Source organism: Streptomyces sp. NPDC053665 (genome assembly GCF_055585285.1).
In genome coordinates this window covers 1,599,049-1,624,186 of the sequence record NZ_JBVJKK010000001.1, presented here as the reverse complement: position 1 = coordinate 1,624,186, position 25,138 = coordinate 1,599,049, and the positions used below count along the sequence as shown (strand labels likewise).

Annotated in this window: 25 protein-coding genes; 18 read left to right on the top strand and 7 right to left on the bottom strand. The window is 72.9% G+C overall.

The window, feature by feature from the left end:
• Nucleotides 1-2: 2 nt before the first annotated feature.
• Together ACZ6ZN_RS07110 and ACZ6ZN_RS07105 are read left to right on the top strand one after the other, a co-directional pair.
• Nucleotides 3-791, top strand: coding sequence for a M23 family metallopeptidase (locus tag ACZ6ZN_RS07110; protein WP_398109842.1), 789 nt, complete (start codon nucleotides 3-5; stop codon nucleotides 789-791).
• Nucleotides 792-987: 196 nt separating this feature from the next.
• A complete protein-coding gene (locus ACZ6ZN_RS07105; RefSeq protein ID WP_398109841.1) occupies nucleotides 988-1,683 on the top strand; it encodes a GntR family transcriptional regulator in 696 nt (231 codons plus the stop codon).
• Nucleotides 1,684-1,880: 197 nt separating this feature from the next.
• Here ACZ6ZN_RS07105 and ACZ6ZN_RS07100 read toward each other — a convergent pair whose 3' ends face one another.
• The gene (locus ACZ6ZN_RS07100; protein ID WP_029382363.1) at nucleotides 1,881-2,162 is read right to left on the bottom strand and encodes an HPr family phosphocarrier protein; all 282 of its coding nucleotides are present in this window, start codon (nucleotides 2,160-2,162) and stop codon (nucleotides 1,881-1,883) included.
• A gap of 181 nt (nucleotides 2,163-2,343) precedes the next feature.
• On the opposite strand from ACZ6ZN_RS07100, the gene ACZ6ZN_RS07095 reads away from it, so the two are divergent.
• The 4 genes from ACZ6ZN_RS07095 (at nucleotide 2,344) to ACZ6ZN_RS07080 (ending at nucleotide 7,836) form a co-directional block, all read left to right on the top strand.
• A complete protein-coding gene (locus tag ACZ6ZN_RS07095) occupies nucleotides 2,344-5,241 on the top strand; it encodes a bifunctional acetate--CoA ligase family protein/GNAT family N-acetyltransferase (protein ID WP_469643731.1) in 2,898 nt (965 codons plus the stop codon).
• A 97-nt stretch (nucleotides 5,242-5,338) separates the two neighbouring features.
• Nucleotides 5,339-5,926, top strand: coding sequence for a DUF5998 family protein (locus tag ACZ6ZN_RS07090; RefSeq protein ID WP_469643728.1), 588 nt, complete (start codon nucleotides 5,339-5,341; stop codon nucleotides 5,924-5,926).
• Nucleotides 5,926-7,122 (top strand): alkaline phosphatase family protein, encoded by a 1,197-nt coding sequence (locus ACZ6ZN_RS07085; protein ID WP_469643726.1) that lies wholly within the window; start codon nucleotides 5,926-5,928, stop codon nucleotides 7,120-7,122. Before ACZ6ZN_RS07090 ends, ACZ6ZN_RS07085 begins: the two co-directional genes overlap by 1 nt.
• 63 nt (nucleotides 7,123-7,185) lie before the next feature.
• Entirely contained in the window at nucleotides 7,186-7,836 is a 651-nt protein-coding gene (locus ACZ6ZN_RS07080; RefSeq protein WP_398109837.1) for a thymidine kinase, read from the top strand.
• Nucleotides 7,837-7,896: 60 nt separating this feature from the next.
• Here ACZ6ZN_RS07080 and ACZ6ZN_RS07075 read toward each other — a convergent pair whose 3' ends face one another.
• Nucleotides 7,897-8,700, bottom strand: a complete 804-nt coding sequence (locus ACZ6ZN_RS07075; RefSeq protein WP_469643723.1) for a VOC family protein — start codon at nucleotides 8,698-8,700, stop codon at nucleotides 7,897-7,899.
• A gap of 250 nt (nucleotides 8,701-8,950) precedes the next feature.
• Between ACZ6ZN_RS07075 and ACZ6ZN_RS07070 the strand changes: the two genes are divergently transcribed.
• A complete protein-coding gene (locus ACZ6ZN_RS07070; protein ID WP_469643720.1) occupies nucleotides 8,951-9,802 on the top strand; it encodes a sulfurtransferase in 852 nt (283 codons plus the stop codon).
• An 83-nt stretch (nucleotides 9,803-9,885) separates the two neighbouring features.
• Here ACZ6ZN_RS07070 and sepH read toward each other — a convergent pair whose 3' ends face one another.
• Nucleotides 9,886-10,935: a septation protein SepH gene (sepH, locus tag ACZ6ZN_RS07065; protein ID WP_398109834.1), complete on the bottom strand. Its 1,050-nt coding sequence runs from the start codon at nucleotides 10,933-10,935 to the stop codon at nucleotides 9,886-9,888.
• 472 nt (nucleotides 10,936-11,407) lie between these two features.
• Here sepH and ACZ6ZN_RS07060 point away from each other — a divergent pair, with 472 nt between their 5' ends.
• The gene (locus ACZ6ZN_RS07060) at nucleotides 11,408-12,235 is read left to right on the top strand and encodes a hypothetical protein (protein WP_469643717.1); all 828 of its coding nucleotides are present in this window, start codon (nucleotides 11,408-11,410) and stop codon (nucleotides 12,233-12,235) included.
• Here the strand turns inward: ACZ6ZN_RS07060 and ACZ6ZN_RS07055 are convergent.
• Both ACZ6ZN_RS07055 and ACZ6ZN_RS07050 read right to left on the bottom strand, forming a co-directional pair.
• Entirely contained in the window at nucleotides 12,159-13,478 is a 1,320-nt protein-coding gene (locus ACZ6ZN_RS07055; protein ID WP_451876938.1) for a D-arabinono-1,4-lactone oxidase, read from the bottom strand. The two genes, ACZ6ZN_RS07060 and ACZ6ZN_RS07055, sit on opposite strands and share 77 nt — an antisense overlap.
• The gene (locus ACZ6ZN_RS07050; RefSeq protein ID WP_451876939.1) at nucleotides 13,438-14,676 is read right to left on the bottom strand and encodes an MFS transporter; all 1,239 of its coding nucleotides are present in this window, start codon (nucleotides 14,674-14,676) and stop codon (nucleotides 13,438-13,440) included. Before ACZ6ZN_RS07050 ends, ACZ6ZN_RS07055 begins: the two co-directional genes overlap by 41 nt.
• Nucleotides 14,677-14,914: 238 nt before the next feature.
• Between ACZ6ZN_RS07050 and ACZ6ZN_RS07045 the strand changes: the two genes are divergently transcribed.
• Both ACZ6ZN_RS07045 and ACZ6ZN_RS07040 read left to right on the top strand, forming a co-directional pair.
• Complete coding sequence (locus ACZ6ZN_RS07045; RefSeq protein ID WP_469643715.1) at nucleotides 14,915-16,042, top strand: ferrochelatase; 1,128 nt, start codon at nucleotides 14,915-14,917, stop codon at nucleotides 16,040-16,042.
• 8 nt (nucleotides 16,043-16,050) lie between these two features.
• Nucleotides 16,051-16,866 (top strand): inositol monophosphatase family protein, encoded by an 816-nt coding sequence (locus tag ACZ6ZN_RS07040; RefSeq protein WP_451876941.1) that lies wholly within the window; start codon nucleotides 16,051-16,053, stop codon nucleotides 16,864-16,866.
• 145 nt (nucleotides 16,867-17,011) lie between these two features.
• Here the strand turns inward: ACZ6ZN_RS07040 and ACZ6ZN_RS07035 are convergent, their stop codons facing one another.
• The gene (locus tag ACZ6ZN_RS07035) at nucleotides 17,012-17,185 is read right to left on the bottom strand and encodes a hypothetical protein (RefSeq protein ID WP_398109828.1); all 174 of its coding nucleotides are present in this window, start codon (nucleotides 17,183-17,185) and stop codon (nucleotides 17,012-17,014) included.
• Nucleotides 17,186-17,592: 407 nt separating this feature from the next.
• Between ACZ6ZN_RS07035 and ACZ6ZN_RS07030 the strand changes: the two genes are divergently transcribed.
• From ACZ6ZN_RS07030 to ACZ6ZN_RS07015, 4 genes are all read left to right on the top strand, one after another.
• Nucleotides 17,593-18,246, top strand: a complete 654-nt coding sequence (locus tag ACZ6ZN_RS07030; RefSeq protein WP_010353034.1) for a response regulator transcription factor — start codon at nucleotides 17,593-17,595, stop codon at nucleotides 18,244-18,246.
• A gap of 6 nt (nucleotides 18,247-18,252) precedes the next feature.
• On the top strand, nucleotides 18,253-19,500 hold the full coding sequence (locus tag ACZ6ZN_RS07025; RefSeq protein ID WP_398109827.1) for a sensor histidine kinase: 1,248 nt from the start codon (nucleotides 18,253-18,255) through the stop codon (nucleotides 19,498-19,500).
• A 406-nt stretch (nucleotides 19,501-19,906) separates the two neighbouring features.
• Nucleotides 19,907-20,203, top strand: coding sequence for a DUF4193 domain-containing protein (locus ACZ6ZN_RS07020; RefSeq protein ID WP_003993510.1), 297 nt, complete (start codon nucleotides 19,907-19,909; stop codon nucleotides 20,201-20,203).
• A 13-nt stretch (nucleotides 20,204-20,216) separates the two neighbouring features.
• Complete coding sequence (locus ACZ6ZN_RS07015) at nucleotides 20,217-21,203, top strand: hypothetical protein (protein ID WP_469643711.1); 987 nt, start codon at nucleotides 20,217-20,219, stop codon at nucleotides 21,201-21,203.
• Between the two features lie 146 nt (nucleotides 21,204-21,349).
• On the opposite strand, the gene ACZ6ZN_RS07010 is transcribed toward ACZ6ZN_RS07015, so the two are convergent.
• Nucleotides 21,350-21,808: a DUF3093 domain-containing protein gene (locus ACZ6ZN_RS07010; RefSeq protein ID WP_469643708.1), complete on the bottom strand. Its 459-nt coding sequence runs from the start codon at nucleotides 21,806-21,808 to the stop codon at nucleotides 21,350-21,352.
• A 58-nt stretch (nucleotides 21,809-21,866) separates the two neighbouring features.
• Here ACZ6ZN_RS07010 and ACZ6ZN_RS07005 point away from each other — a divergent pair, with 58 nt between their 5' ends.
• From ACZ6ZN_RS07005 to ACZ6ZN_RS06990, 4 genes are all read left to right on the top strand, one after another.
• Nucleotides 21,867-22,451 (top strand): PaaI family thioesterase, encoded by a 585-nt coding sequence (locus ACZ6ZN_RS07005; RefSeq protein ID WP_398109824.1) that lies wholly within the window; start codon nucleotides 21,867-21,869, stop codon nucleotides 22,449-22,451.
• On the top strand, nucleotides 22,448-22,999 hold the full coding sequence (dut, locus tag ACZ6ZN_RS07000; RefSeq protein ID WP_451876944.1) for a dUTP diphosphatase: 552 nt from the start codon (nucleotides 22,448-22,450) through the stop codon (nucleotides 22,997-22,999). The genes ACZ6ZN_RS07005 and dut overlap by 4 nt, the downstream gene beginning before the upstream one ends.
• A gap of 1 nt (nucleotide 23,000) precedes the next feature.
• Entirely contained in the window at nucleotides 23,001-23,753 is a 753-nt protein-coding gene (locus tag ACZ6ZN_RS06995) for a DUF3710 domain-containing protein (RefSeq protein WP_398109822.1), read from the top strand.
• A gap of 158 nt (nucleotides 23,754-23,911) precedes the next feature.
• Complete coding sequence (locus ACZ6ZN_RS06990; RefSeq protein WP_469643703.1) at nucleotides 23,912-25,105, top strand: alginate lyase family protein; 1,194 nt, start codon at nucleotides 23,912-23,914, stop codon at nucleotides 25,103-25,105.
• The last annotated feature ends 33 nt before the right edge of the window (nucleotides 25,106-25,138 follow it).

Below are 25,138 nucleotides of genomic sequence, written 5' to 3'. Positions count from 1 at the left end.
TCATGGCGTTCACCCGCGCCACCGGGAAGCACCGTCGCCCCAGCCGCCTCCAGCGCGGCACGGCCCGTGCGGCGGGCGTCGCGGCTCTCGCCACGACCGGCGTCATCGGCACCGTGGCCGCTCCGGCCGCCTTCGCCGCCGAGCCGGCTCCCGAGCAGACCGGTCTCACCCCCGTCGTCACCATGGGCGACACCGTCGCCGAGCAGATCGACGCCCAGGCCGTCGCGCAGAAGCAGGCGGCCGAGGAGGCCGCCGCGAAGAAGAAGGCCGAGGAGGCCGCGCGCGAGCGGGCCGCCGAGGCGGCCAAGAAGGCCAAGGAAGCCGCCGAGAAGGCGCGCGAGGCCAAGGAGCGCGCCGCCCGCGAGGCCGAGCGCAAGCGCCTGAACACCTTCGTGTCCCCGATCTCCGGCTCGTACGTGTCGACCAGCTACCAGGCCAGCAGTGGCCTGTGGTCCTCCGGCAGCCACACCGGCGTCGACTTCCACGCCGCGACCGGCACCTCGGTCCACTCCGTCGGCGCCGGTACGGTCGTCGAGGCCGGCTGGGGCGGCGCGTACGGCAACCAGGTCGTGATCAAGATGAACGACGGCACGTACACCCAGTACGGCCACCTGTCGTCCATCGGCGTCTCGGTCGGCCAGCAGGTCACCCCCGGTCAGCAGATCGGCCTGTCCGGCGCGACCGGCAACGTCACCGGCCCGCACCTGCACTTCGAGGCCCGCACGAGCCCCGAGTACGGCTCCGACATGGACCCCGTCGCCTACCTCCGCTCGCACGGCGTCAACCTCTGACGTCACCCCGAGTTCCGTGAAAGCCCCGGCCCGCAGGCCGGGGCTTTTCGCGTCCCGGACGGCTCGTCGTCCAAAAACTTCTCCCTGATTTCCGTCCGCCGCCGGAAAGTGCGGCACATTGCCATAGAGTCACTCGCAATGAAGAGCCGTGGAGCGCGCGTCGGCGTTTTCCCCGGGAATCAGACGGAGGTCGGTCATGCGCATTCCCGCGCACTCGGTGTGCACCGCCATCCGGGACGACATCGTCGCCGGCGTCCACGCGCGCGGGGCCCGGCTCACCGAGGAGCTGCTGGCCCGCCGCTACGGCGTCTCCCGCGTTCCCGTGCGGGAGGCCCTGCGCACCCTGGAGGCCGAGGGCTTCGTGGTGACCAGACGGCACGCGGGCGCCTGCGTCGCCGAACCCACCGAGCAGGAGGCCGCCGACCTGCTGCAGATGCGGCTGCTGCTGGAGCCGCTCGGTGCGGCCCGGGCCGCGCAGCGCCGCACCGAGGCCCATCTCAAGGTCCTGCGCGGCCTGGTCCGGCTGGGCCGGGAGCGGGCGCGCCAGGGCGGCGGCGACGACCTGCGCTCCCTGGACGGCTGGTTCCACGAGACGCTGGCCCAGGCCTGCGGGAGCCCCGCGCTGACCGCGGTGCTCACCCAGCTCCGGCACAAGATCGCCTGGATGTACACGGTCGAGGCGCCGCCCGGCCCGGTGGAGTCGTGGAACGAGCACGGCGCGATCGTGGACGCCGTGGCGCGCGGCGACGGCGAGCGCGCGCGGGCGGCCGCGGCCCTGCACGTCGAGCGCGCGACCGCCGCCCACCGCCTGCGGTCCGGCTCGGCCGGGGAGCGCGCCGGGCGGGTGAGGAACTCGCAACATCCCGTCAACACGGCGAGCCCGCGGATTTAACGCGAGAGCCGTATACAAAGAGCAGGGAATTTCCGGAGCGCCGGAATTCCGCATGTCCGCTGCCCTGTTCCTGAAAATGCGGCATCCCGCGCATGCGGCCGTGCGTGTGCGTGCACGGAAATGCAGCCCCGAAATGCGAAGGGCCCATCCGGTCGACACCGAATGGGCCCCGCACGCGCCGGAGAGGCGCTCTCACATCAGACGGTCTCGGGCAGTTCCTCGAGACCCTCGGCAACCAGCTTGGCCAGCCGGTCCAGGGCGGCGTCCGCGCCCTCGGCGTCGGAGGCGAGGACGATCTCCTCGCCGCCCTGGGCGCCCAGACCCAGGACGGCCAGCATCGAGGCCGCGTTGACGGGGTTGCCGTCAGCCTTGGCGATCGTCACCGGGACGCCTGTGGCCGTGGCGGCTCGGACGAAGATGGAGGCGGGGCGGGCGTGGAGGCCCTCGGCCCAGCCGACGTTGACGCGGCGCTCAGCCATGTGTTGCTGCCCTTCGGTGTTCCGGGTTGTCTAGACCAGTTTCCCACACGTGAAGCCCACCGGGAGCGGCCCTGTCGTGCCACCGCCCCGGGGCGGAGATCGGATCGCGGCCTCGACCCGACCGACGCCCTCCACAGACTGCCCCGCGCCGCTGTCGGACGCGAGCCGTACTCTGGGGCCCATGCAGACCTCGCCGGACCGGCACGAGTACCCCGCCCACTGGGAGGCCGACGTGGTGCTGCGCGACGGTGGCACCGCACGCATCCGGCCCATCACCGTCGATGACGCCGATCGCCTCGTCAGCTTCTACGAGCAGGTCTCCGACGAGTCGAAGTACTACCGCTTCTTCGCGCCGTACCCTCGCCTGTCCGCCAAGGATGTCCACCGCTTCACGCACCACGACTTCGTGGACCGGGTGGGACTCGCGGCCACGGTCGGCGGCGAGTTCATCGCCACCGTACGCTACGACCGCATCGGCGCCGACGGAACGCCCGCGTCCGCTCCCGCCGACGAGGCCGAGGTCGCCTTCCTCGTCCAGGACGCCCACCAGGGCCGCGGAGTCGCCTCCGCCCTGCTCGAGCACATCGCCGCGGTCGCCCGGGAGCGCGGCATCCGCCGGTTCGCCGCCGAGGTGCTGCCCGCGAACACCAAGATGATCAAGGTGTTCACGGACGCCGGGTACACCCAGAAGCGCAGCTTCGAGGACGGCGTGGTCCGTCTGGAGTTCGACCTCGAACCCACCGACCGCTCCCTGGCCGTGCAGTACGCGCGCGAGCACCGCGCGGAGGCCCGCTCGGTGCAGCGGCTGCTGGCGCCCGGCTCGGTCGCCGTCATCGGCGCGGGACGCACCCCCGGCGGCGTGGGGCGCAGCGTCCTCGGCAACATCCGCGACGCCGGCTACACCGGCCGCCTGTACGCCGTGAACAGGGCCCTGCCCGACGAGCAGAAGGAACTCGACGGGGTGCCCGCCCACCGGTCGGTGCGCGACATCGACGGCCCGGTCGACCTCGCGGTCGTCGCCGTGCCCGCCGAGCACGTGCCCGAGGTCGTCGCCGAGTGCGGCGAACACGGGGTGCAGGGACTGGTCGTGGTGTCCGCCGGCTACGCCGAGAGCGGGCTCGAAGGGCGCGAGCGCCAGCGTGCGCTCGTCCGGCAGGCCCGCACGTACGGCATGCGCATCATCGGGCCCAACGCCTTCGGCGTCATCAACACCTCGCCCCGGGTGCGGCTCAACGCCTCCCTCGCCCCCGAGGTGCCGCGCCCGGGCCGCATCGGGATGTTCGCCCAGTCCGGTGCCATCGGCGTGGCCCTGCTGTCCCGGCTGCACCGGCGCGGCGGCGGCGTCACGGGCGTGACCGGCGTGTCCACGTTCGTCTCCTCGGGCAACCGCGCCGACGTCTCCGGCAACGACGTCCTGCAGTACTGGTACGAGGACCCCGACACGGACGTGGTCCTGATGTACCTGGAGTCCATCGGCAACCCCCGCAAGTTCACCCGCCTCGCCCGGCGCACCGCCGCCGCCAAGCCCCTGGTCGTCGTCCAGGGCGCCCGGCACGGCGCCGCCCCCCAGGGGCATGCCGTGCGGGCGACGCGCCTGCCGCACGCGACCGTCTCGGCCCTGCTGCGGCAGGCCGGGGTGATACGCGTCGACACCATCACCGACCTGGTGGACGCGGGCCTGCTGCTGGCGCGCCAGCCACTGCCCGCCGGACCCCGGGTGGCCATCCTCGGCAACTCGGAGTCGCTCGGCCTGCTCACCTACGACGCGTGCCTGGCCGAGGGCCTGCGGCCGCACCCGCCGCAGGACCTCACCACGGCGGCGTCGGCGGCGGACTTCCACGCGGCCCTGTCCCGGGCGCTCGCCGACGACCGCTGCGACGCGGTCGTCGTCACCGCCATCCCGGCGGTGGGGGAGGGCTCCGTCGCCGACGCGGCCCTCGCGCAGGCCCTGCGCTCCGCGACGGCCGCGGCCCCGTCCAAGCCGGTCCTCGTCGTGCACGTGGAACTGGGCGGTCTCGCCGCGGCCCTGTCGGCGGCGGCCAGCACGGCCCCGCAGGCCAGGACCGACGACGCACCGCAGGCCGCTCCCCACCGGGCGGCCCCGGACCCGCGACCGGCACCGACGGAGGAGCCCCGCACGACCGCGGCCCAGCCACGCACACCCGGGTACGAACCCCCGGCGGCCCCCGAGGCGGCCCCCGAGGCGGCGGAGGGCGCCCACCTCATCCCCGCCTACCCCGCCGCGGAGCGCGCCGTCCGCGCCCTCGCCCAGGCCGTCGCCTACGCCCAGTGGCGGCGCGACGCCGCCGACCCGGGCAGGGTGCCCGAGTACGACGACATCGACGTGAAGGGCGCCGCCGGGCTGATCGACGGCCTGCTCACGCGCGGGCAGAGCCCCGCCCTCGGCCCGGACGAGGCCTGTGACCTCCTCGGCCACTACGGCATCGAGGTCCACCGCTCCCTGCCCGCCCCGACGCCCGACGCGGCCGCCGAGGCCGCCCGCGCACTCGGCTACCCGGTGGCGCTGAAGGCCACCGCCCCGCACCTCAGGCACCGGGCCGACCTGGGCGGGGTACGCCTCGACCTCACGGACGAGGAGCAACTGCGCCGCTCGTACGCGGAGTTGACCGAGATGTTCGGCGCCGCCGAGGAGCTGCGCCCGGTCGTGCAGCGCATGGCACCGCGCGGTGTCGACGTCGTCGTACGGGCCGTGATCGACCCCGCGGCCGGGGCGGTGCTCTCCTTCGGGCTCGCCGGGGCCGCCTCCCAGCTGCTCGGGGACACCGCGCACCGGCTGATCCCGGTCACCGACCGCGAGGCGCACTCACTGGTGCGGTCGATCCGCACCGCGCCCCTGCTGTTCGGCTGGCGCGGCTCGGCCCCGGCCGACACCCGCGCCCTGGAGGAACTGCTGCTGCGCGTGTCCCGGCTGGTGGACGACCACCCCGAGGTCGTCGCGGTCACCCTGGAACCGGTGGTCGTCGCCTCGCACGGGCTGAGCGTCCTGGGCGCCTCCGTCCGTCTCGCACCGCCGCCCGCCCGGGACGACCTGGGCCCGAGGACGCTCCCCGCGTACTGACGAGGACGCTCCCCGCGTACCGACGAGGACCCTCCCCGCCCACTGACGCGGGGCGAGCGGTGCCTCGCAGTCAGTGGTCCCCCGTAGGATGGGCGTCATGGCCAAGACCAGTACGACGACCCAGGGGCTGCGGGCGGCGATCGAGCGCAGCGGCTACTACCCGGCCCTCGTGGCCGAGGCGGTGGAGGCCGCCGTGGGCGGCGAGCCCATCCGGTCGTACCTGGTCCACCAGGAGACGACGTTCGACCAGAACGAGGTGCGCCGGCACGTCACGGTGCTCGTCCTCACGGACCACCGCTTCATCGTCAGCCACACCGACGAGCAGGCCGCCGACAGCACCTCCCCGACGCCCTACGCCACGACGTCGACGGAGTCCGTGAAGATCGGCCGCATCTCGTCGATCGTGGTCAGCCGCATGGTCGCCAACCCGGAGTCGTACAAGCCGGGCACCCTGCCGCGCGAGGTCGTCCTAACCATCGGCTGGGGCGCCGTCTCCCGGATTGACCTGGAGCCGGCGGCCTGCGGCGACCCCAACTGCGAGGCGGACCACGGCTACACGGGCAACTCCACGGCGGACGACCTCAGCCTGCGCGTGAGCGAGGCCGGGGACGGACCGGAGACCGTGCGCGAGGCCCTCGCCTTCGCGCAGGCCCTCTCCGAGGCGACCGCGGACACCACCCGCTGATGTCTCATCCCACGACGGCCTGGGACCCCCATCCCGAACCGCTCACCGTCGCCTCCGCGCCCGCACCCGAGTACGGCAGCGGATCGCTCGCCGACCTCCTGCCCACCCTGGCCGCCGGCCTGGACGTGCCGGGCATGACCGCCGCGATCACCGAGCTGACCCCGGCCGACCGCAACTGCGTGTTCCTGATCGACGGCCTCGGCTGGGAGCAGCTCAAGGCGCACCCGGAGGAGGCGCCGTTCATGGCGTCCCTGCTCGCCAGCTCGCGCGGCGGCACCGGACGCCCCCTGACCGCCGGATACCCCGCGACGACGGCGACCTCCCTCGCCTCGGTCGGCACCGGGCTGCCGCCCGGCGCGCACGGCCTGCCCGGCTACACCGTGCGCAACCCGGACACCGGCGAGCTGATGAACCAGCTGCGCTGGCAGCCCTGGACCCCGCCCGGCTCCTGGCAGCCGTACCCGACGGTGTTCCAACTGGCGCACCAGGCGGGGGTGCACGCCGCGCAGGTGTCGTCCCCCACTTTCGAGAACACCCCGCTGACGAAGGTCGCGCTCAGCGGCGGCCGGTTCCTCGGGCGGCTGTCCGGCGAGGACCGCGTCGACCTTGCGGCCGAGCAACTGGCCGCGGGCGACCGCTCCCTGGTCTACACGTACTTCGCCGAGGTCGACGGAGCCGGTCACCGCTTCGGCGTGGACTCCGACGCCTGGCGCGGCCAGCTCATGTACGCCGACCGCCTGGTCCAGCGCCTGGCCGAGCAACTGCCGCCGCGCAGCGCGCTCTACGTCACCGCCGACCACGGCATGGTCGACGTGCCGTTCGACGAGCAGCACCGCATCGACTTCGACGAGGACTGGGAGCTGAGCGCGGGCGTCGCCCTGCTCGGCGGCGAGGGCCGCGCCCGGCACGTGTACGCGGTGCCCGGCGCCGCGAACGACGTCCTGACCTGCTGGCGCGAGGTGCTCGGCGAGCAGTTCTGGGTCGCCTCACGCGACGAGGCCGTCGCGGCGGGCTGGTTCGGCCCGCAGATCGACGAACGCGTGTACCACCGGCTCGGTGACGTGATCGCCGCCGCCCGCGATGACGTGCTGCTCATCGCCTCCGAGCGGGAGCCCAAGGAGTCGGCGATGGTCGGCAACCACGGTTCGATGACCCCCGCCGAGCAACTGGTCCCCCTGCTCGAAGTACGCTCCTGACGTCCCCGCCGCCGGACCGGCCCGTCCGGCCGGCCCCACCCGCCGAAAGGTGCTCGACCCGACATGCCCGAGCTGGTGTTCTTCTCCGGAACGATGGATTGCGGGAAGTCGACACTGGCTCTCCAGATCGAGCACAACCGCTCCGCCCGCGGTCTGCAGGGCATGATCTTCTCCCGTGACGACCGGGCGGGCGAGGGCAAGCTCTCCTCCCGCCTCGGCCTGGTCACGGACGCGGTGGAGGTCGAGGACGGCCAGGACCTGTACGCCTACCTCGTCGACCACCTGTCCCAGGGCGGCCGCGCCGACTACGTGATCGCCGACGAGGCGCAGTTCCTCTCGCCCGAGCAGATCGACCAACTCGCGCGCGTGGTCGACGACCTGAGCCTGGACGTCTACGCCTTCGGCATCACGACCGACTTCCGCTCCAAGCTGTTCCCCGGCTCGCAGCGGCTGGTGGAACTGGCCGATCGGGTGGAGGTGCTGCAGGTGGAGGCCCTGTGCTGGTGCGGCGCCCGGGCCACGCACAACGCCCGCACGATAGGCGGCGTCATGGTCGTCGAGGGCGCCCAGGTCGTCGTCGGCGACGTCACCCACTCCGCCGACGAGATCGGCTACGAGGTCCTGTGCCGCCGCCACCACCGGCGCCGCCTGACCGCGGCGTCGGCCAGAGCGGCGGCCCTGTCCCCGGACGTGCTGCCGGTGTCGTCCGCCTGACGGGACACCGGCCGGGACGCGGCAACGGTCGGCGCACCTTCGCTCGTGCCCCCTGCGCCGTCAGCCCGACGGCTGCAACAGCGCGAACCGCGCCCCCTCCGGATCCGCCACCGCCGCCACCCGCCCCTGCGCCGTGTCGTGCACCGGCCCGAGCACCTGCCCGCCCAGGTGCACGACATGGTCCGCGGCGTCGGACACGTCCGTGACCTGGAAGTACGTGACCCAGTGCGGCCCCCGGTCGCGGGGCAGGACCCGGCCCAGGCCGTGGATCCCGGCGACGGGCCGGCCGCCCAGCTGCAACGTGACGTAGTCGAAGTCGGCGGAGACCACCGGCTCCTCCTCGTGGCCGAACACCGTCCGGTAGAACTTGGCGACGGTCGCGGACTCGAAGGTCAGCAACTCGTTCCACGCGGGGGCGCCCGCGACACCGGAGACGGCCGTGCCGAGGTGCGCGGCGGCCTGCCAGACACCGAACACGGCGCCCGAGGGGTCGGCACCGATGGCCAGCCGCCCGGCGTCGGCGGCGTCCAGGGGGCCCACGCCGATCGTGCCGCCGCGGCTGCGCACGGTGTCGGCGGTCAGGTCCACGTCGTCCGAGGCGAAGTAGGGCGTCCACGCGACGGGCAGATGGCGGTCCGGAGGCAGCCGACCGATGCCCGCCACCTCGCGCCCGTCGAGCAGGGCGCGCACGTACGGGCCGAGTTGCTGCGGCCCGGGACGGAACTCCCAGCCGAACAGCGCCCCGTAGAACTCCTCCGTCGCGTCAAGGCCGTGCACCATCAGGCTCACCCAGCAGGGTGCGCCGGGCGTGTGCCGATCGGGCGCTGCGCCGTTCCGGCGGGCGGACCCCCGTGCGTCGGTCATCGTCACTCTCTTCTCGGCCTCGCGGTGGCCGTGCTCTCCGCAGCCTGCGTGGGGCATGCCCTGTGGGGCGGCCCTGCCCGGGAGAATGCCCGAAGTGCGGGCCCCTGTCCCTCGCGGCGCGCTCGTGGGCACATGCGTTCAGCTGTACAGCATGTGCTTGTTCCCGTACGCATGGTGACCGTCCGGGTCCGGCGGAGCAGAGTAGCCGGACGCGGGCGGCTCGGCCACCCCGTGCGCGAGGATGGGGGCCATGAACGCCATCATCTCCGCACCCGACCTCGTGACCGAGCTGGCGGGCTCGCGACCGCCGGTCCTGCTCGACGTCCGCTGGCAGCTCACCGCGGCCAAGGCGGCCGGCGAACCGCCCTTCGACGGCCGTGCCGCCTATGAGGCCGGGCACCTTCCGGGCGCCGTCTACGTCGACCTGGACCGGGAGCTGGCCTCCGCACCGGGCGAGGGCGGCCGCCACCCGCTGCCCGACCTGGGGCTCTTCGGCGCCGCGATGCGCCGGGCGGGCGTGTCGTCCAGGACGCCGGTGGTCGTCTACGACGGCGGCCAGGGCTGGGCCGCGGCCCGGGCCTGGTGGCTGCTGCGCTGGACGGGTCACCCGGACGTGCGAGTCCTCGACGGCGGGTTGCCGGCCTGGCGGGGTCCGCTGGAGACGTCCGTACCGGACCCGGTCGAGGGCGACTTCGCGCCCGTGCCGGGGGAGAGCGGCCTGCTCGACGCGGATGCCGCCGCTTCGCTGGCGCGTTCCGGGGTACTGCTGGACGCGCGGGCGGGGGAGCGGTACCGCGGCGAGGTGGAGCCCATCGACCCGGTGGCCGGGCACATCCCGGGTGCCGTCTCGGCGCCCACCACGGACAACGTGGCCGCGGACGGCCGGCTCCTGCCCGCCGAGGAGTTGCGTGAACGCTTCAAGGGGCTCGGTGTGACCGGGAGTTCCCGCGTCGGCGTCTACTGCGGTTCCGGCGTCTCCGCGGCGCACCAGATCCTGGCGCTCGCGGTCGCGGGGATTCCCGCGGACCTGTACGCGGGGTCCTGGTCGGAGTGGTCCTCGGACCCGGACCGCCCGGTGGCGACGGGACCGGACCCCCAGTAGGACGGCACGGGCGAGGGCCGCGCCCCGGTGGGCGCGGCCCTCGTATGCCGTCGTTGCCGTGGTGCTGTGGCCGGAGGCCGGAGCTACTCCTGCTTCTTGCGCCGGGTCCCGAACACGATCTCGTCCCAGCTCGGGACGGCCGCCCGGCGGCCCGGGCGGACGCCGTCGGCCTCGGCCTGCCGGTCGGTGGCGCCGACGAGCCGGTCGCGGTGGCTGCCGACGGAACGCGGCATGAGGACGTCCGCGTAGGCGGAACCGGCCGAGGCGGCGGGTGCCGGGGCCTCCTCCACCTCCACGTCCACGATGGGCTCGTCCTCGGCCTCCGGGGCGGGGCGCTCGGGCACCACGAGGTCACCGCGGAAGCTGGGCACCGCTTCCAGCAGGCTGGTCAGCGAGTCCCGTTCGGCGGAGGCTGTGAGGGCGGTGGCCTCCTCGTCGGGCTCGGTCACCGGTGCGGGCAGGCTCAGCCGCTCCCGGTCGCCGGAACGGTCCAGCGGCCTGTCGCGCGGCAGCCGGGCGATCCGCGGCACGAACGGGAAGCTCGGCTCGGGCGCGGCGAGGTCGTCGGACTCCCCGATCAGCGAGCGGGCCTCGTCGTCGACGGCCTGGACGAGCCGCCGGGGCGGGTCGTACGTCCAGCTCGCCGAGTGCGGTTCACCGGCGACGCGGTAGACCAGCAGGACCTCCCAGGTGCCGTCGTCGCGGCGCCAGGAGTCCCACTGCACGGTGTCCTTGTCGGCGCCGCGCAGCAGCAGCCGCTCCTGCACGGCCTCGCCCAGCGGGGGGCCGGAGGTCTCGCCGGGACGGCGCACGGGAGTCTTGCGGGCCCGCTCGGCCATGAAGGCGCGCTCGGCGAGCACGGGGCCCTCGAAGCGGCGCACCCGGTCGACGGGGATGCCTGCCATCTGCGCGACTTCTTCCGCCGTCGCGCCGGCACGTATACGCGCCTGGATGTCGCGGGGGCGGAGGTGGCTCTCCACCTCGATCTCGATCTGGCCGAGGCGGGGACGGTCGCCACGCACGGCGGCGCGGAGCCGTTCGTCGATGGGAAGCGTGTACTCCGTGCTGTCCGCAGCCTTCAGCACCAGCCGTGTGCCGTCATTCGAGACGGCCACGACACGCAGTTCGGGCATGGGGACCTCCCGGGTGGTGCCTGCCGACGTCACGTGCGTCGCTGCTTCCGCTAGTCGAGTGTGGCCTGCCCGGGTGCAGCCTGCCACAACCTTGCCGAGTTGCCCGGCGTGTCGGGCGCGGGCCCGGGATCGCCGTTATGGCACGGTTACCTATTCGCAACGCTAAGTGACGAACTCCGTCACCCTGTGCAACTAGCCCCCTCCCGGCGGTCCTTGACGGCCCCGGGCACCCTGACGGGAGACCGGACCCAGGGCTCGCCACAGTACTCCATTTGGGCCACGTGCGTGGATTGGCACGCCGTCCAACTTCTGGCAAGGACTGAGACTTGGCCTTCGTGTGCCCCTGCTCCGCGATCTTGAACGTGGGGAAGTTCACGTCATCGCCGGAACCGGAACTGGGCGTTTCGGCCGCTCGTCCCCCTTCTTGTGCAGTTGGAAGGCCGTGTACGGGAAAGGGAGGCAAGGTCCGGGGATGCGTGAAAGGCCCGATGGTGTCGGTGTGGTGAGCGAAACCGTGGCGGAGAAGCCGAAACGGATCGACCTGAACGTGCCCCAGGTCGCGGGCGGAGCCGTGGCGGCGGTCCTGGCCGCCAAGCTGGCCTCGTACTTCGGCGTGTACGGCACGATCCTCGGAGCCGGTGTGGTGAGCGTCGTCGCCACCTGCGGGGGCTCCCTCTTCCAGCACTTCTTCACGCGCACGGGTGAGCAGATCCGCGGCGCGCCGGCCGTGGCGCCCCGCGGGGCGGCCGCCCGGGAGACGCGGATCCCGCCGCGCCCGGGCGAGTTCAGCGAGGCCACCGTCCACCGGGCCCGTGTCCGGGGCTGGAAACGGCCGGTCCTCGCCGCGGCCGTGGTCTTCGGCGTGACGATGGCCGGAATCACCTCCTACGAGCTGTTGTCCGGCCACACCCTCGGTGGCGGGCGCAGCACCACCGTCGGTGACGCCCTCACCGGCGGCCGCAACTCCGCCCAGGATCCGGGTGATTCCGGCAAGCCGGGCGAATCCGGTGCGTCGCGGGATGCGGACGAGCCGGAATCCTCCGCGGGTTCCGACTCGCATTCGGAGGGTGACGGCGGCGCGACGGCTGATCCGTCCGCGGGTGCTTCCCGCAGCGGGGACGCCTCGTCCTCCCCCGGCGGGGGAGAGGGGACCGCGACACCCGGCCCGACGCCCACCCCGACGGGGAGCGAGAACGCCGGGCGCGCGACCCCCGAGGCGACGCCTACGCCCCCAGGACCCTCCGCAAGTAGTCGTTCTGGAACCGGCGGTCAGGATCCAGACGGTCCCGCAGCGCCGTGAACTCGCCGAAGCGCGGATACACCTCGGAGAGGTACTCGGCGTCCCGGGTGTGGATCTTGCCCCAGTGCGGACGGCCCTCGTGGGCGGTGAAGATGCGCTCGGCCGCGGTGAAGTACCGCTGGTAGGGCGTCCCGCGGAACATGTGGACGGCGATGTAGGCGCTGTCGCGGCCGGAGGCGGTGGACAGGGTGATGTCGTCGGCGGGGGCGGTCCGCACCTCGACGGGGAAGCTGACCCGCAGCCCGGAGCGGTCGACCATCGTCCTCAGTTCGCGCAGCGCGTCGGTCACGGCCGCGCGCGGGACGGCGTACTCCATCTCCACGAAGCGCACCCGGCGCGGGGAGGTGAAGACCTTGTACGGGACGTCCGTGTAGCTGCGGGCGGACAGGGCCTTGCTGGAGACCTGCGCGATGGCGGGGATCGCGGCGGGCACCGCCCGGCCGACCCAGTTGGCCACCTGGAAGACGCCGTTGGACAGCAGCTCGTCCTCGATCCAGCCCTTGACCTGCGGCACGGGCCTCTCCGGGCCGGCGCTGCGGTTGTTGCGCTTGGTAGTGGTGCTGCCCGTGTGCGGGAACCAGTAGAACTCGAAGTGCTCGTTCTCGGCCCACAGCTCCTCGAAGTCCGCGAGCACCCGGTCGAACGGCATCGGTTCCTCACGCGCGGTGAGCAGGAAGACCGGCTCGACGGCGAGGGTGATCGCGGTGACGATGCCCAGGGCCCCGAGGCCGATCCGCGCGGCGGCGAAGACCTCCGGGTTCTCCTTCTCGGAGCAGGTGAGGACCGAGCCGTCCGCCGTGACCAGCTCCAGGCCCTTGATCTGGGCGGCGATCGAGCCCGATTCGCGGCCGGTGCCGTGCGTGCCCGTGCTGGTGGCGCCGGAGACGGTCTGCTCCATGATGTCGCCCATGTTCGTGAGCGACAGGCCCTCGCGCGCGAGCGCCACGTTGAGCCTCTTGAGCGGGGTGCCGGCCTCCACCGTGACCGTCATGTTCTCGCGGTCGATCCTGCGTATGCCGGTCAACAGTTGAGGACGGATCAACACGCCGTCCGTCGCGGCTATGGACGTGAAGGAGTGCCCCGTGCCGACGGCCTTCACCCGCAGCCCGTCCTCGGCGGCCCGCCGCACGGCGGCGGCCAGCTCGTCGACGGAGGCCGGGGTGACCTCCCGGGCGGGGCGCGCCGAGACGTTGCCGCCCCAGTTACGCCACGTGCCGTTCTTTCCGTTCGCTGTGCTGCTCAACGGAGCCTCCCCGACCCGCTGCCGGTCGCTTGAGCCGGCGGAACCCGAGGAAACCCACCGCCACCGCGACGGCTCCGGACACGGCCGGAACCCCGTACCCCGCGCGCGCCCCGGCCGCGTCGATCACCCAGCCGGCTGCGGAGGAGCCGAGCGCGACCCCCACCGCGAGCCCGGTGCTCACCCAGGTCATGCCCTCGGTGAGCTGAGCGCGTGGTACGTGCTCTTCGATGAGGGACATCGTCGTAATCATCGTCGGAGCGATGGACAGACCCGCAACGAACAGCGCCACGGCCAGAGACGGCAGGTTTCCGACCAGTAGGAGGGGGATCATACTCACGGCCATGGCGCACACGCCCAGCAGCCACCGGCGTTCCGGGGCCCCCGCGAAGTGCAGCAGCCCGAAGACCATGCCCGCTACACAGGACCCCGCTGCGTACACCGCGAGGACGACGCTGGCCGCCGCCTTGTGCCCCTCCTCGTCGGCGAAGGCCACCGTCACCACGTCCACCGCACCGAAGATCGCGCCGGTGGCGACGAACGTCCCCACCAGCACCTGAAGCCCCGGCGCGCGCATCGCGCTGCCCCCGCCCGTGCGCTCGCGCGGGTGCGGTGCGGGCTCGGTGGCGCGCTGCGCGGTCAGCCAGAACACGCCGGCGGCCAGGAAGCACGCGGCCAGCAGCGGCCCGGCCTCCGGGAACCACGCCGTGGACAGGCCGATGGAGATGATCGGCCCGAAGATGAAGCACACCTCGTCCACCACGGACTCGAAGGAGTACGCGGTGTGCAGCTTCGGCGTCCCCCGGTACAGCACCGCCCAGCGGGCCCGGACCATCGCGCCGACGCTCGGCACGCAGCCGATGCCGACACAGGCCACGTACAGCACCCAGTCCGGCCAGCCGTAGTGCGCGGCCGGCAGCAGGAGGGCCGCCGCGGCGAGCGAGACGAGCGTCGCCGGGCGCAGCACCCGCCGCTGCCCGTACTGGTCCACCAGCCGGGAGACCTGCGGCCCGGCCACCGCCGCGGACAGCGCGATGGTCGCCGACAGGGCGCCCGCCAGGCCGTACCGCCCGGTGAGCTGGGAGACCATCGTGACCACGCCGATGCCCATCATCGACAGCGGCATCCGGCCGAGGAAGCCCGCGGCGGAGAAACCCTTGGTGCCGGGCGCGGCGAACAGGGCGCGGTAAGGGCTGGGCAACGGGGTCTCCGGGAGGCTCGGTAAGCTGCCAACGCAGTCGACACAGCTTACGTCCCGCGGCTTCCGGACGCACCGGTCCGGCAGGTCCCGGCACCCGGCCCCCGCGCGAGATCCCTCGATTCGGCCCGCCGCGCGAGATGCCCGGGCCGGGCCCGCCGCGCGAGATTCCCCGCCCCGGCCCGCCGCGCGGGCGTCCGCCGTTTCCCGGCTGTCGGTGCCGGGTGGCAGGATCGGACCCATGCCAGACGCGCGCGATGTCAGCCCCTACGACGCCCTGCTCCTGCTCTCCTTCGGCGGCCCGGAAGGCCCGGACGACGTGGTCCCGTTCCTGGAGAACGTGACACGCGGCCGGGGCATCCCCAAGGAACGCCTCAAGGAGGTCGGGCAGCACTACTTCCTGTTCGGCGGGGTCAGCCCCATCAACGACCAGAACCGCGCCCTGCTGGACGCCCTGCGCAAGGACTTCGCGGACCACGGCCTGGAGCTGCCCGTCTACTGGGGCAACCGCAACTGGGCGCCGTACCTGACGGACACCCTGCGCGAGATGGTCCGCGACGGCCGCCGCCGCGTCCTGGTCCTGGCCACCAGCGCCTACGCCTCCTACTCGGGCTGCCGCCAGTACCGGGAGAATCTCGCCGACGCGCTCGCCGCGCTGGAGCAGGAGGGCCTGGAGCCGCCGAGGATCGACAAACTGCGGCACTACTTCAACCACCCCGGCTTCCTCGAGCCCATGATCGACGGGGTGCTCCGCTCCCTCGAGGAGCTGCCCGAGGACGTGCGGGACGGGGCGCACATCGCCTTCTCCACGCACTCCATCCCGACGGCCTCCGCCGACACCTCCGGCCCCGTCGACGCCCACGGCGACGGCGGCGCGTACGTGGCGCAGCACCTGGAGGTGGCGAAGCTGGTCGCGGAGGCGGTCCGGGAGCGCACGGGCGTCGACCACCCGTGGCAGCTCGTGTACCAGTCCCGCTCCGGCGCCCCGCACATCCCCTGGCTGGAGCCGGACATCTGCGACCACCTCGACGAGCGGCACGCGGCCGGCGTCCCGGCCGTGGTGATCGCCCCCATCGGCTTCGTCTCCGACCACATGGAGGTCCTCTACGACCTCGACACCGAGGCCAAGGCCAAGGCGGAGGAACTGGGACTGCCCATGCGCCGCTCCGCCACCGTCGGCGCCGACCCCCGCTTCGCCGCCGCCGTCCGCGACCTCGTCGTGGAGCGCGCCGCCCTGGAGCGGGGCCAGGAGGTCACGCCGTGCGCCCTGGGTTCCCTCGGGGCGAGCCACCAGGTGTGCCCGGTCGGCTGCTGCCCGGCCCGCGCCCCCCGGCCCGCCGCGGCGGGCGCCGACAGCCCCTACGCGTGAGGAGCCCCGTGACCGACCCCCTGCACGCGGACCTGCTCGCCCTCGCGCTGGAGGCCGCCGGCCGCGCCGGCGCTCTCCTGCGGGACGGCCGGCCCGCCGACCTCGCCGTCGCCGCGACCAAGTCCAGCCCCATCGACGTCGTGACGGAGATGGACATCGCGGCGGAGAAGCTGATCACCGGCCTGATCGCCGAACGCCGCCCGGACGACGGCGTCCTCGGCGAGGAGGGCGCCTCCACCGAGGGCACCAGCGGCGTCCGCTGGGTGATCGACCCGCTCGACGGCACCGTCAACTACCTGTACGGCCTGCCCACCTGGGCCGTCTCCGTCGCGGCCGAGCAGGACGGCGAGACCGTCGTCGGGGTCGTCGCGGCCCCGATGCGCGGGGAGACGTTCCACGCCGTGCGCGGCGGCGGGGCCTGGCTGACCGGTGCCCAGGAGAGGGAGCGCCGGCTGGCCTGCCGCCCCGCACCGCCTCTGGACCAGGCGCTCGTCTCCACCGGCTTCAACTACGTCGCCGAGGTCCGCGCCCACCAGGCCGACGTCGCCCAGCGGCTGATCCCGATGCTGCGCGACATCCGCCGGGGCGGGTCGGCCGCCGTCGACCTGTGCGACGTGGCGGCCGGACGCCTGGACGGGTACTACGAACGCGGGCTGCACCCCTGGGACCTCGCGGCGGGGGACCTCATCGCCCGGGAGGCGGGCGCGCTGACCGGTGGCCGCCCCGGAGAGCGCCCGTCGGGGGACCTCGCGATCGCCGGGAGCCCCGGCGTCTTCGAGCCCCTCCAGCGCCTCCTGGAGGACTTCGGCGCCTGGCATGACTGAACGGGCCCCGGCCCGCCCCGGGGGCGGGCCCCCGGGGCGCCGAACAGCGGGCGGCCGCAGGCCGGACACGAGGTGAACCCGGCCGTGGACGGCGAAGCGGGCCCCGGCGCTGGATTCGCCGGGGCCCGCTCTCGTTCGCTGAGGATCAGACGCTGATCGCGCTGACCTCCACACCGTGCTCGGCGGCGAGGCGGCGCAGGTCGTCGAGCTCGCCCTGTTCCACGTCGACGAGGAACTCGTCGCCCTCGTCTCGAGCCCGGGACAGATCGGACTCGGTCGCCCTTATGCGCTGCAGAAGTCCTGCGGTGAATGCGTCCATGCTGCGCCCCCTCGTCCTGGGTCGTGGGTCGATGGCACGGGGGTGTGCCGTTCGGAAGGGACGATCACGCCGCATGTGGATGCCCGGCGCCGCTCGGCCGGGCGGCGACGATGCCGGACACCCACGCCCCCGCCCTGCGGAAAGCGGATTGCACCGCACCGCATGGTGGCGCGGTGCCAGCAGAGCGTGATCGTGGGATGTAAAGCCGTCCTCCCCAAGCTCCCTTCCGTGGAAACCTAACCGCCCGAGAAAATCTCCTATTCCCCTCCCGGCCCCCGCAGTCCCACCCGCCTTACCGCCGACTTACGACCGAAAAGGGCAGGATGGAGGGCAACACCGAGACCCCGAACACCCCTGCCCGCCCGCGCCCCGCGTCCGGCGGGCGGACATCAGGAAGGACAAGGGACGTGCGCGTACTCGTCGTCGAGGACGAGCAGCTGCTCGCCGATGCGGTGGCCACCGGACTGCGCCGGGAGGCCATGGCCGTCGACGTCGTCTACGACGGTGCGGCCGCCCTGGAGCGCATCGGGGTGAACGACTACGACGTGGTCGTCCTCGACCGCGACCTGCCGCTCGTGCACGGCGACGACGTGTGCCGCAAGATCGTCGAGCTGGGCATGCCCACGCGCGTGCTGATGCTCACCGCCTCCGGCGACGTCAGCGACCGGGTGGAGGGCCTGGAGATCGGGGCGGACGACTACCTGCCCAAGCCCTTCGCCTTCAGCGAGCTCATCGCGCGCGTGCGGGCCCTGGGCCGGCGCACCAGCGTGCCCCTGCCGCCCGTCCTGGAGCGGGCCGGGATCAAGCTGGACCCCAACCGCCGCGAGGTCTTCCGCGACGGCAGGGAGGTGCAGCTCGCGCCGAAGGAGTTCGCCGTCCTGGAGGTCCTCATGCGCAGCGAGGGCGCGGTGGTCTCGGCGGAGCAGCTCCTGGAGAAGGCCTGGGACGAGAACACCGACCCCTTCACCAACGTCGTGCGCGTGACGGTCATGACCCTGCGCCGCAAGCTGGGCGAGCCGCCCGTCATCGTCACCGTCCCCGGCTCCGGCTACCGGATCTGATCCCCCGTGGCAGCGACTCCCGCACCCCCGCAGGCGCCCCCGAAGCCCACCTGGGACCCCAGGCGGCCCGTACCGCCCTTCCCCTGGCTGCGCCCGACCATCCGCATACGGCTCACGCTCCTGTACGGCGGCATGTTCCTGATCGCCGGCATCCTGCTGCTGTCGATCATCTACCTGCTGGCCGCGCAGGCCCTGAACACCGGCAACGAACCGCTGTTCAAGATCGTCGGCGGCACGGAGATCAAGGTGGCCAGTGAGAACTGCCCTGCCGTGAACTCCGCCAGCCCCACGCTGTCCGAGTTCAACGCCGCGATCAGCAGGTGCATCGACGACCAGCGCCAGGCCGCGCTCGACAACCTGCTCAGCCGCTCGCTGCTGGCGCTGCTGGGCCTGGCGGTCATCGCCTTCGCCTTCGGCTACGCCATGGCCGGGCGGGTGCTGTCGCCGCTGGGCCGGATCACTCGCACCGCCCGCGCGGTGGCGGGCTCGGACCTCTCGCGCCGGATCGAGCTGGACGGCCCGGACGACGAGCTGAAGGAGCTGGCGGACACCTTCGACGACATGCTGGCGCGCCTCCAGCGCGCGTTCACCGCCCAGCAGCGCTTCGTCGGCAACGCCTCGCACGAGCTGAGGACGCCGCTGGCGATCAACCGCACGCTCCTGGAGGTGCACCTGTCCGATCCGGGCGCCCCCGTGGAGCTCCAGCAGCTCGGCAAGACGCTGCTGGCCACCAACGAGCGCAGCGAGCAGCTCGTGGAGGGGCTGCTGCTGCTCGCCCGCAGCGACAACCAGATCGTCGAGCGCGGTCCGGTCGACCTCGCCGAGGTCGCCGGACAGGCCATCGACCAGGTGCACGGCGAGGCCGAGAGCAAGGGCGTGCGCATCCGCGGGGAGCAGAAGCCCGCGGTCGTCCAGGGCAACGGGGTCCTGCTGGAGCGCATCGCGCTGAACCTGCTGCAGAACGCCGTGCGCTACAACGTGCCCGAGGACGGCTGGGTGGAGGTCACCACGGACGTCCAGCACGGCCAGGCGGTCCTGGTCGTGTCCAACACGGGCCCGGTGGTGCCGGCATACGAGATCGACAACCTCTTCGAGCCGTTCCGGCGGCTGCGCACCGAGCGCACCGGCAGCGACAAGGGCGTCGGACTGGGTCTGTCCATCGTCCGGTCGGTGGCCCGGGCGCACGGCGGGCACATCTACGCCCAGCCGCGTGAGGGAGGTGGGCTCGTGATGCGGGTGACGCTTCCCGTCTGAGATCATGGCGCCGATCAACTCGGCGGCACACGGAGTTGTTCGCTTTAAGCGGAATTTCCACCCCATCGCCCCGCGTGTCCCGTGTGTGATCGATCACAGGGGCGACATTCCGGCCATCTACTCTCCGTGATCATGAGTCCGGTCGGAAAGCCGGGAAAATCCCGGTTTTCGGGGGTCCTGATCACGGGAAGTACACGGTGAGACGCCTTTGTAGTGCGGCATTCGGACCGTGTACGGTCCCCATCGCCATCCAAGCCGATCACTCGTGAGGGGTCCGGTTGGGTGTCGATTGAGTAACAGACCTTGATGTGAGGCAAAATCTCCGCCTCAGGTCGGGCACAAGTCCGGCCTCTCACGCGTTACGTGCGCTGGAGACACCGCAGACACCCAGAGGGGGAGAGCGACCATGGCAACCGATTACGACACTCCACGCAAGACCGACGACGACGTCGACTCGGACAGTCTCGAAGAGCTGAAGGCTCGGAGGAACGACAAGTCGGCCTCCGCCGTGGACGTCGACGAGTTCGAGGCCGCGGAAGGCCTCGAACTGCCCGGCGCCGATCTTTCGAACGAGGAACTGGCCGTCCGGGTCCTCCCCAAGCAGCAGGACGAGTTCACCTGCATGAGCTGCTTCCTGGTGCACCACCGCAGCCAGCTGGCCCGGGAGAAGAACGGTCAGCCGATCTGCCGCGACTGCGACTGAGGGCGGGTCGGCCGTGACTGGCTCGACCCCTCCCTGGAAGCGCCGCTTCTCCAAGCGGAGGGCGGACGAAGGGCCGACGGAGAGCGGCCCGCGGTACGACGCGCGTGACGACGAGCGAGGCGCCACCGGCACGGGGGCGGCCTCGCTCGAACCTGCGGCGGACCGGGGTGACCTCCCGGCGTCCGTGGACGTCCCCGTGCCCGTCGCCCGGCGGCGGGCGGGGGCGATCCGGCAGCGGGCCAGGGAAGGCGCCCGCAAGGGCGGCGACCGGGCCCGGGCAGGAATGTCCTACCTCGCCGACCGGATCATTGAGATGGCCCCCCGGGTCCCCGTGCGGGACCTGGCGACCCTGCGCAGACAGTTCCCCGGTCTCGGGCCGGAGGAGCTCGCCGACAAGCTGGTGGCGGGGGCCACCAGGGCGACGGCGACGGTCGGCGCCGGCATCGGCGCGGCGGCCATGCTGCCCGTACCCATGGCGATGCCGGCGGAACTGGCCGCCGAGGTCACCGGCGTTGCGGCGATCGAGCTGAAACTGATCGCGGAACTGCACGAGGTGTACGGCGCGCGGCCGGCCGGCAACCTCACGCAGCGCAGCACCGCCTACCTCCACTCGTGGTCGGGCGAGCGCGGCATCGACGCGACGAAGCCGTCGACCGTCAGCACGGCGCTGAACAGCCGCATGAAGCGTGAGCTGCGGCAGCGGATCATGAAGCGGATGGTCCGCAACATGCCGAACCTGATGCCCTTCCTGGTGGGCGCCGCCGTGGGCGCCGCGATGAACCGCAGCGAGACCAGGAAGCTCGCCGGCCGGATCCGTGCCGACCTGCGCAGGACGCAGGTGCCCTGGGAGGCCCTGGAGGCCCTCCCCGCCCTCGAGCGCCCCGCCGACGCCCTGGAGATGGGCGAGATCGAGCACGACCCGCTGAACCGCCGTGCGCGGCGGCCCGGTGGCCACGGGGAGGACGGCTCGGCGGACGGCCCGCCCGGCGCCAGGAGCTGACCCGCCGTCCCGGCGGCGGGGGCCCACGTCGATTGGATCGCCGTTCCACCCGGAAGCCCGGCCGGCCTGCCCGCTGTCCGGGCGGGGGCCCGGTGCGTCCGCGGCCCGGTCCGTCCTCCGGCGCAGTGACGGCCCGCGCGGGTGTGCTACGCCGCCTTCGCCGCCGTGAGCGCCGCCGCCAGGCGTTCCGGCTCGCGCGTGGACAGGTACAGGTAGGGAGTGGGGTCCTCCGGGTCCGTGACCTCTACGCGCAGCGCCGTCGGGATGTAGGCGCGCAGCAGCATGAAGGCGCGCGGATCGGCCTTGTACGTGCGCCAGGCACGCGCCTCCTCGGCGTCCAGCACCTCCGCCTCGCCCAGGGCCGCCACCGGGATCCTCGCCTCGCCCGCGATCAGGTGGTCCCCCACGACCCGGATGCGCACCGAGCCGTACGAGCTGGCGGCGACGGCGGCGACCGCGGTGCCCCCGGCCAGCCCGCCGAGCATCGGCAGCGTCCCGAAGGGGAGCAGGACCAGGGCCAGGGAGACGCCCACGAGGAACGAGATCAGCCACCAGGTCCGCGGGGCGGTCAGGCGTTCTTCGTACGGGGCGGCGGAGAGCTGCATGGAGCCAAGCTTGGCACGGTGTCCGCGGCGGGCCGACGCGCGGGTAAGGTCTGCGGCTGTGAGTCGTACTTCCGCAGCTCTTCAGCCCCCGGCCGACGCCGTGCCCCCGGTGCGGCACCCGGACGCCCCGGCGCCCGGTGAGCTCCTCGGCGCGCACTACGGCCAGTGCTTCGGCTGTGGCGGCGAGCAGCCGCACGGACTGCACCTGGAGGCCCGGGCCGGCGAAGGCGTGTCCCTCACCGCCGAGTTCACCGTGCAGCCCGCCCACCAGGGCGCTCCCGGACTGGCGCACGGCGGGGTGCTCACCAGCGCCCTCGACGAGACCCTCGGCTCGCTGAACTGGCTGCTGCGCACGATCGCCGTGACCGGACGGCTGGAGACCGACTTCGTGCGGCCCGTGCCCGTCGGCACCACGCTGCACCTGCGGGCCGAGGTCACGGCGGTGGCCGGCCGGAAGATCTACTCGACCGCGACGGGACACGTGGGCGGCCCCGACGGGCCCATGGCCGTGCGGGCGGACGCGCTCTTCGTCGAGGTCAAGGTCGACCACTTCGTCGACCACGGCCGCCCCGAGGAGATCCGGGCCGCCATGAGCGACCCGGACCAGGTCCGGCGCGCCCGCGCCTTCGAGGTGAACCCGTGAGCCGCGACCCGGTGGAGCTGCTGATCCGGCGCGTCGACCCCGACGTACCGCTCCCGTCGTACGCGCACCCCGGGGACGCGGGGGCCGATCTGCGGACCACCGAGTCGTGCGAACTGGCGCCGGGCGAGCGGGCGGTGCTGCCCACGGGAGTGTCTGTGGCACTGCCGGAGGGGTACGCGGCCTTCGTGCACCCGCGATCCGGTCTGGCCGCTCGCTGCGGCGTCGCCCTGGTGAATGCCCCGGGGACGGTTGATGCCGGGTACCGTGGGGAGATCAAGGTGATCGTGGTGAATCTCGACCCGCGCGAGGCCGTGCGGTTCGAGCGCTTCGACCGGATCGCCCAACTGGTCGTCCAGCAGGTCGAGAGGGTCCGCTTCCGTGAGGTGGCGGAGCTTCCCGGCTCCGTGCGCGCCGAGGGGGGCTTCGGCTCCACCGGAGGCCATGCCGCGGTGGACGGGACGAGCGGCACAAGCGGTCAGGCCGCCGTGGGCGGTCGGACGGGTGGGAATCGATACGCTTCGGTCGTATCCGACCGGGAAGGACAGTGACGTGTTCGGACGTCGCAAGAAGAGGGATGCCGCCGAGGACGCGGCCGGCGAGGCCGAGCAGGTCGTCGACGGTGTCGACACCGAGGCGGACGACAAGGGCGAGCGCCTGAGGCTCGAGCCGGCGCCCCGCCCCGACGGGCCCTGGGACAGCTCCGAGGTCCGCGACCCGGCAGAGGGCCGCGTCGACCTGGGCGGTCTGTTCGTGCCGGGCGTCGACGGCATGGAACTCAGGGTCGAGGTCGCCGGGGACGCGATCGTCGCCGCGACGGTCGTCCTGCGTGACAGCGCCATCCAGCTGCAGGCCTTCGCCGCGCCCAAGCGCGAGGGCATCTGGGGCGAGGTGCGCGAGGAGATCGGCACCGGCATCACCCAGCAGGGCGGCATCATCGACGAGGTCGAGGGTCCGCTGGGCTGGGAGCTGCGCGCGCAGGTACCGGTGCAGCTGCCCGACGGCACCGGCGGCTTCCAGGTCGTGCGGTTCGTCGGTGTGGACGGCCCCCGCTGGTTCCTGCGCGGGGTGATCTCGGGTCAGGGCGCGGTGCAGCCGCAGGCCGCCGGGCTGCTGGAGCAGATCTTCCGGGACACCGTCGTCGTGCGCGGCGAGGGCCCGATGGCGCCGCGCGACCCCATCGTCCTCAAGCTGCCGAACGACGCGCAGATGGTGCCCGAGGGCGTGCAGCAGGAGGAGGGCTCCCGTTTCGCCGGCGGAATGGGACAGCTCCAGCGTGGACCGGAGATCACCGAGGTCCGCTGACCCCACGCAACGGCAGGGCCGCATCCCGGAGGGGGTGCGGCCCTTTCTCGTGCGCGGAACCTTGACGGCGCATTGGTCTGTACCTACCGTCTCCGACCAACGCGCCCGTTCATAAAGGCGCTTAACGTTCACATACGAGAACGGAAGGCCCCCCACACATGCGCAGAACCGCTCTCCTCGCCGCCTCGGCCGCCCTCGTCGCCGGGGCCCTCGCCTGGCCCGCCGGTGCCGCCCCCACCGCCCCTGCTGCCCCTGCCGCCCCTGCCGTCTTCGCCCACCCCGGCGTCACCGTCTCCAAGGGTCAGCTGGACTTCGCCCGCTCCCAGGTCACTGCCGGCGCCCAGCCCTGGAAGGGCGCCTTCGACCGGATGATGGCGAGCAAGTACGCCGACCTGAACCGCGCGCCCAAGCCCAGGGCGGTCGTGGAGTGCGGCTCCTACTCCAACCCCAACTACGGCTGCACCGACGAGCGCGAGGACGCGATCGCCGCCTACACCCAGGCCCTGGCCTGGTACATCACCCGCGACGAGCGGCACGCCCGCAAGGCGATCGAGCTGATGGACGCGTGGTCGGCGGTGATCCGCGACCACACCAACAGCAACGCACCGCTCCAGACCGGCTGGGCCGGGTCCTCCTGGCCCAGGGCCGCCGAGATCATCAAGCACACCTACTCCGGCGGCTGGGCGAACTCCGGACGCTTCGCCACCATGCTGCGCACCGTCTACCTGCCCGAGATCATCAACGGCTCGAACTCCAACGGGAACTGGGAACTGTCGATGATGGAGGCGGCCGTCGGCATCTCCGTCTTCCTGGAGGACAGGACGTCCTACGACAAGGCCATGGCGAAGTTCCGCACCCGCACGGCCGCCTATGTGTACCTGGAGTCCGACGGGGCCCTGCCCAGGACCGTGCCGAGCCAGAACCTCGACACCCGGGACAAGGTCGTCAAGTACTGGCAGGGCCAGTCCACCTTCGTCAACGGGCTCAGCCAGGAGACCTGCCGCGACTTCACCCACACCGGCTACGGACTCTCGGCGATCTCGCACGTCGCCGAGACCAGCCGCATCCAGGGCCAGGACCTCTACGGCACGGACGTGGGCGAACGGCTGCGGCACGGCCTGGGCTTCCACGCCAAGTACGAACTCGGCACCGCCGTCCCGAGCTGGCTGTGCGGCGGTTCCCTCAAGCCGGGGCTCGGGCCGGTCACGGAGGTGGGGCACAACGCCCTCGCCAACCGCCTCGGGAACGCCATGACGAACACCGAGACGCTGACCCTGCGCAACCGGCCCGCCGGCTCCAACAACCTCTTCGTCGCCTGGGAGACGCTCACCCACGGCGACAACCCCGGGTGAGCCGCTGACCGGCCCGGGCGCGTCAGGGTTCCG

What these genes read in the sequence shown, in the direction of transcription:
- ACZ6ZN_RS07105 (WP_398109841.1), top strand. Translation starts at nt 988, where the DNA reads ATGCGCATTCCCGCGCACTCGGTGTGCACCGCCATCCGGGACGACATC.
- ACZ6ZN_RS07020 (WP_003993510.1), top strand. Translation starts at nt 19,907, where the DNA reads ATGGCAACCGATTACGACACTCCACGCAAGACCGACGACGACGTCGAC.
- ACZ6ZN_RS07110 (WP_398109842.1), top strand. Translation starts at nt 3, where the DNA reads ATGGCGTTCACCCGCGCCACCGGGAAGCACCGTCGCCCCAGCCGCCTC.
- ACZ6ZN_RS07100 (WP_029382363.1), bottom strand. Translation starts at nt 2,162, where the DNA reads ATGGCTGAGCGCCGCGTCAACGTCGGCTGGGCCGAGGGCCTCCACGCC.
- ACZ6ZN_RS06990 (WP_469643703.1), top strand. Translation starts at nt 23,912, where the DNA reads ATGCGCAGAACCGCTCTCCTCGCCGCCTCGGCCGCCCTCGTCGCCGGG.
- ACZ6ZN_RS07060 (WP_469643717.1), top strand. Translation starts at nt 11,408, where the DNA reads ATGCGTGAAAGGCCCGATGGTGTCGGTGTGGTGAGCGAAACCGTGGCG.
- sepH (WP_398109834.1), bottom strand. Translation starts at nt 10,935, where the DNA reads ATGCCCGAACTGCGTGTCGTGGCCGTCTCGAATGACGGCACACGGCTG.
- ACZ6ZN_RS07090 (WP_469643728.1), top strand. Translation starts at nt 5,339, where the DNA reads ATGGCCAAGACCAGTACGACGACCCAGGGGCTGCGGGCGGCGATCGAG.
- ACZ6ZN_RS07085 (WP_469643726.1), top strand. Translation starts at nt 5,926, where the DNA reads ATGTCTCATCCCACGACGGCCTGGGACCCCCATCCCGAACCGCTCACC.
- ACZ6ZN_RS07095 (WP_469643731.1), top strand. Translation starts at nt 2,344, where the DNA reads ATGCAGACCTCGCCGGACCGGCACGAGTACCCCGCCCACTGGGAGGCC.
- ACZ6ZN_RS07010 (WP_469643708.1), bottom strand. Translation starts at nt 21,808, where the DNA reads ATGCAGCTCTCCGCCGCCCCGTACGAAGAACGCCTGACCGCCCCGCGG.
- ACZ6ZN_RS07035 (WP_398109828.1), bottom strand. Translation starts at nt 17,185, where the DNA reads ATGGACGCATTCACCGCAGGACTTCTGCAGCGCATAAGGGCGACCGAG.
- ACZ6ZN_RS07080 (WP_398109837.1), top strand. Translation starts at nt 7,186, where the DNA reads ATGCCCGAGCTGGTGTTCTTCTCCGGAACGATGGATTGCGGGAAGTCG.
- ACZ6ZN_RS07075 (WP_469643723.1), bottom strand. Translation starts at nt 8,700, where the DNA reads ATGACCGACGCACGGGGGTCCGCCCGCCGGAACGGCGCAGCGCCCGAT.
- ACZ6ZN_RS07070 (WP_469643720.1), top strand. Translation starts at nt 8,951, where the DNA reads ATGAACGCCATCATCTCCGCACCCGACCTCGTGACCGAGCTGGCGGGC.
- ACZ6ZN_RS07045 (WP_469643715.1), top strand. Translation starts at nt 14,915, where the DNA reads ATGCCAGACGCGCGCGATGTCAGCCCCTACGACGCCCTGCTCCTGCTC.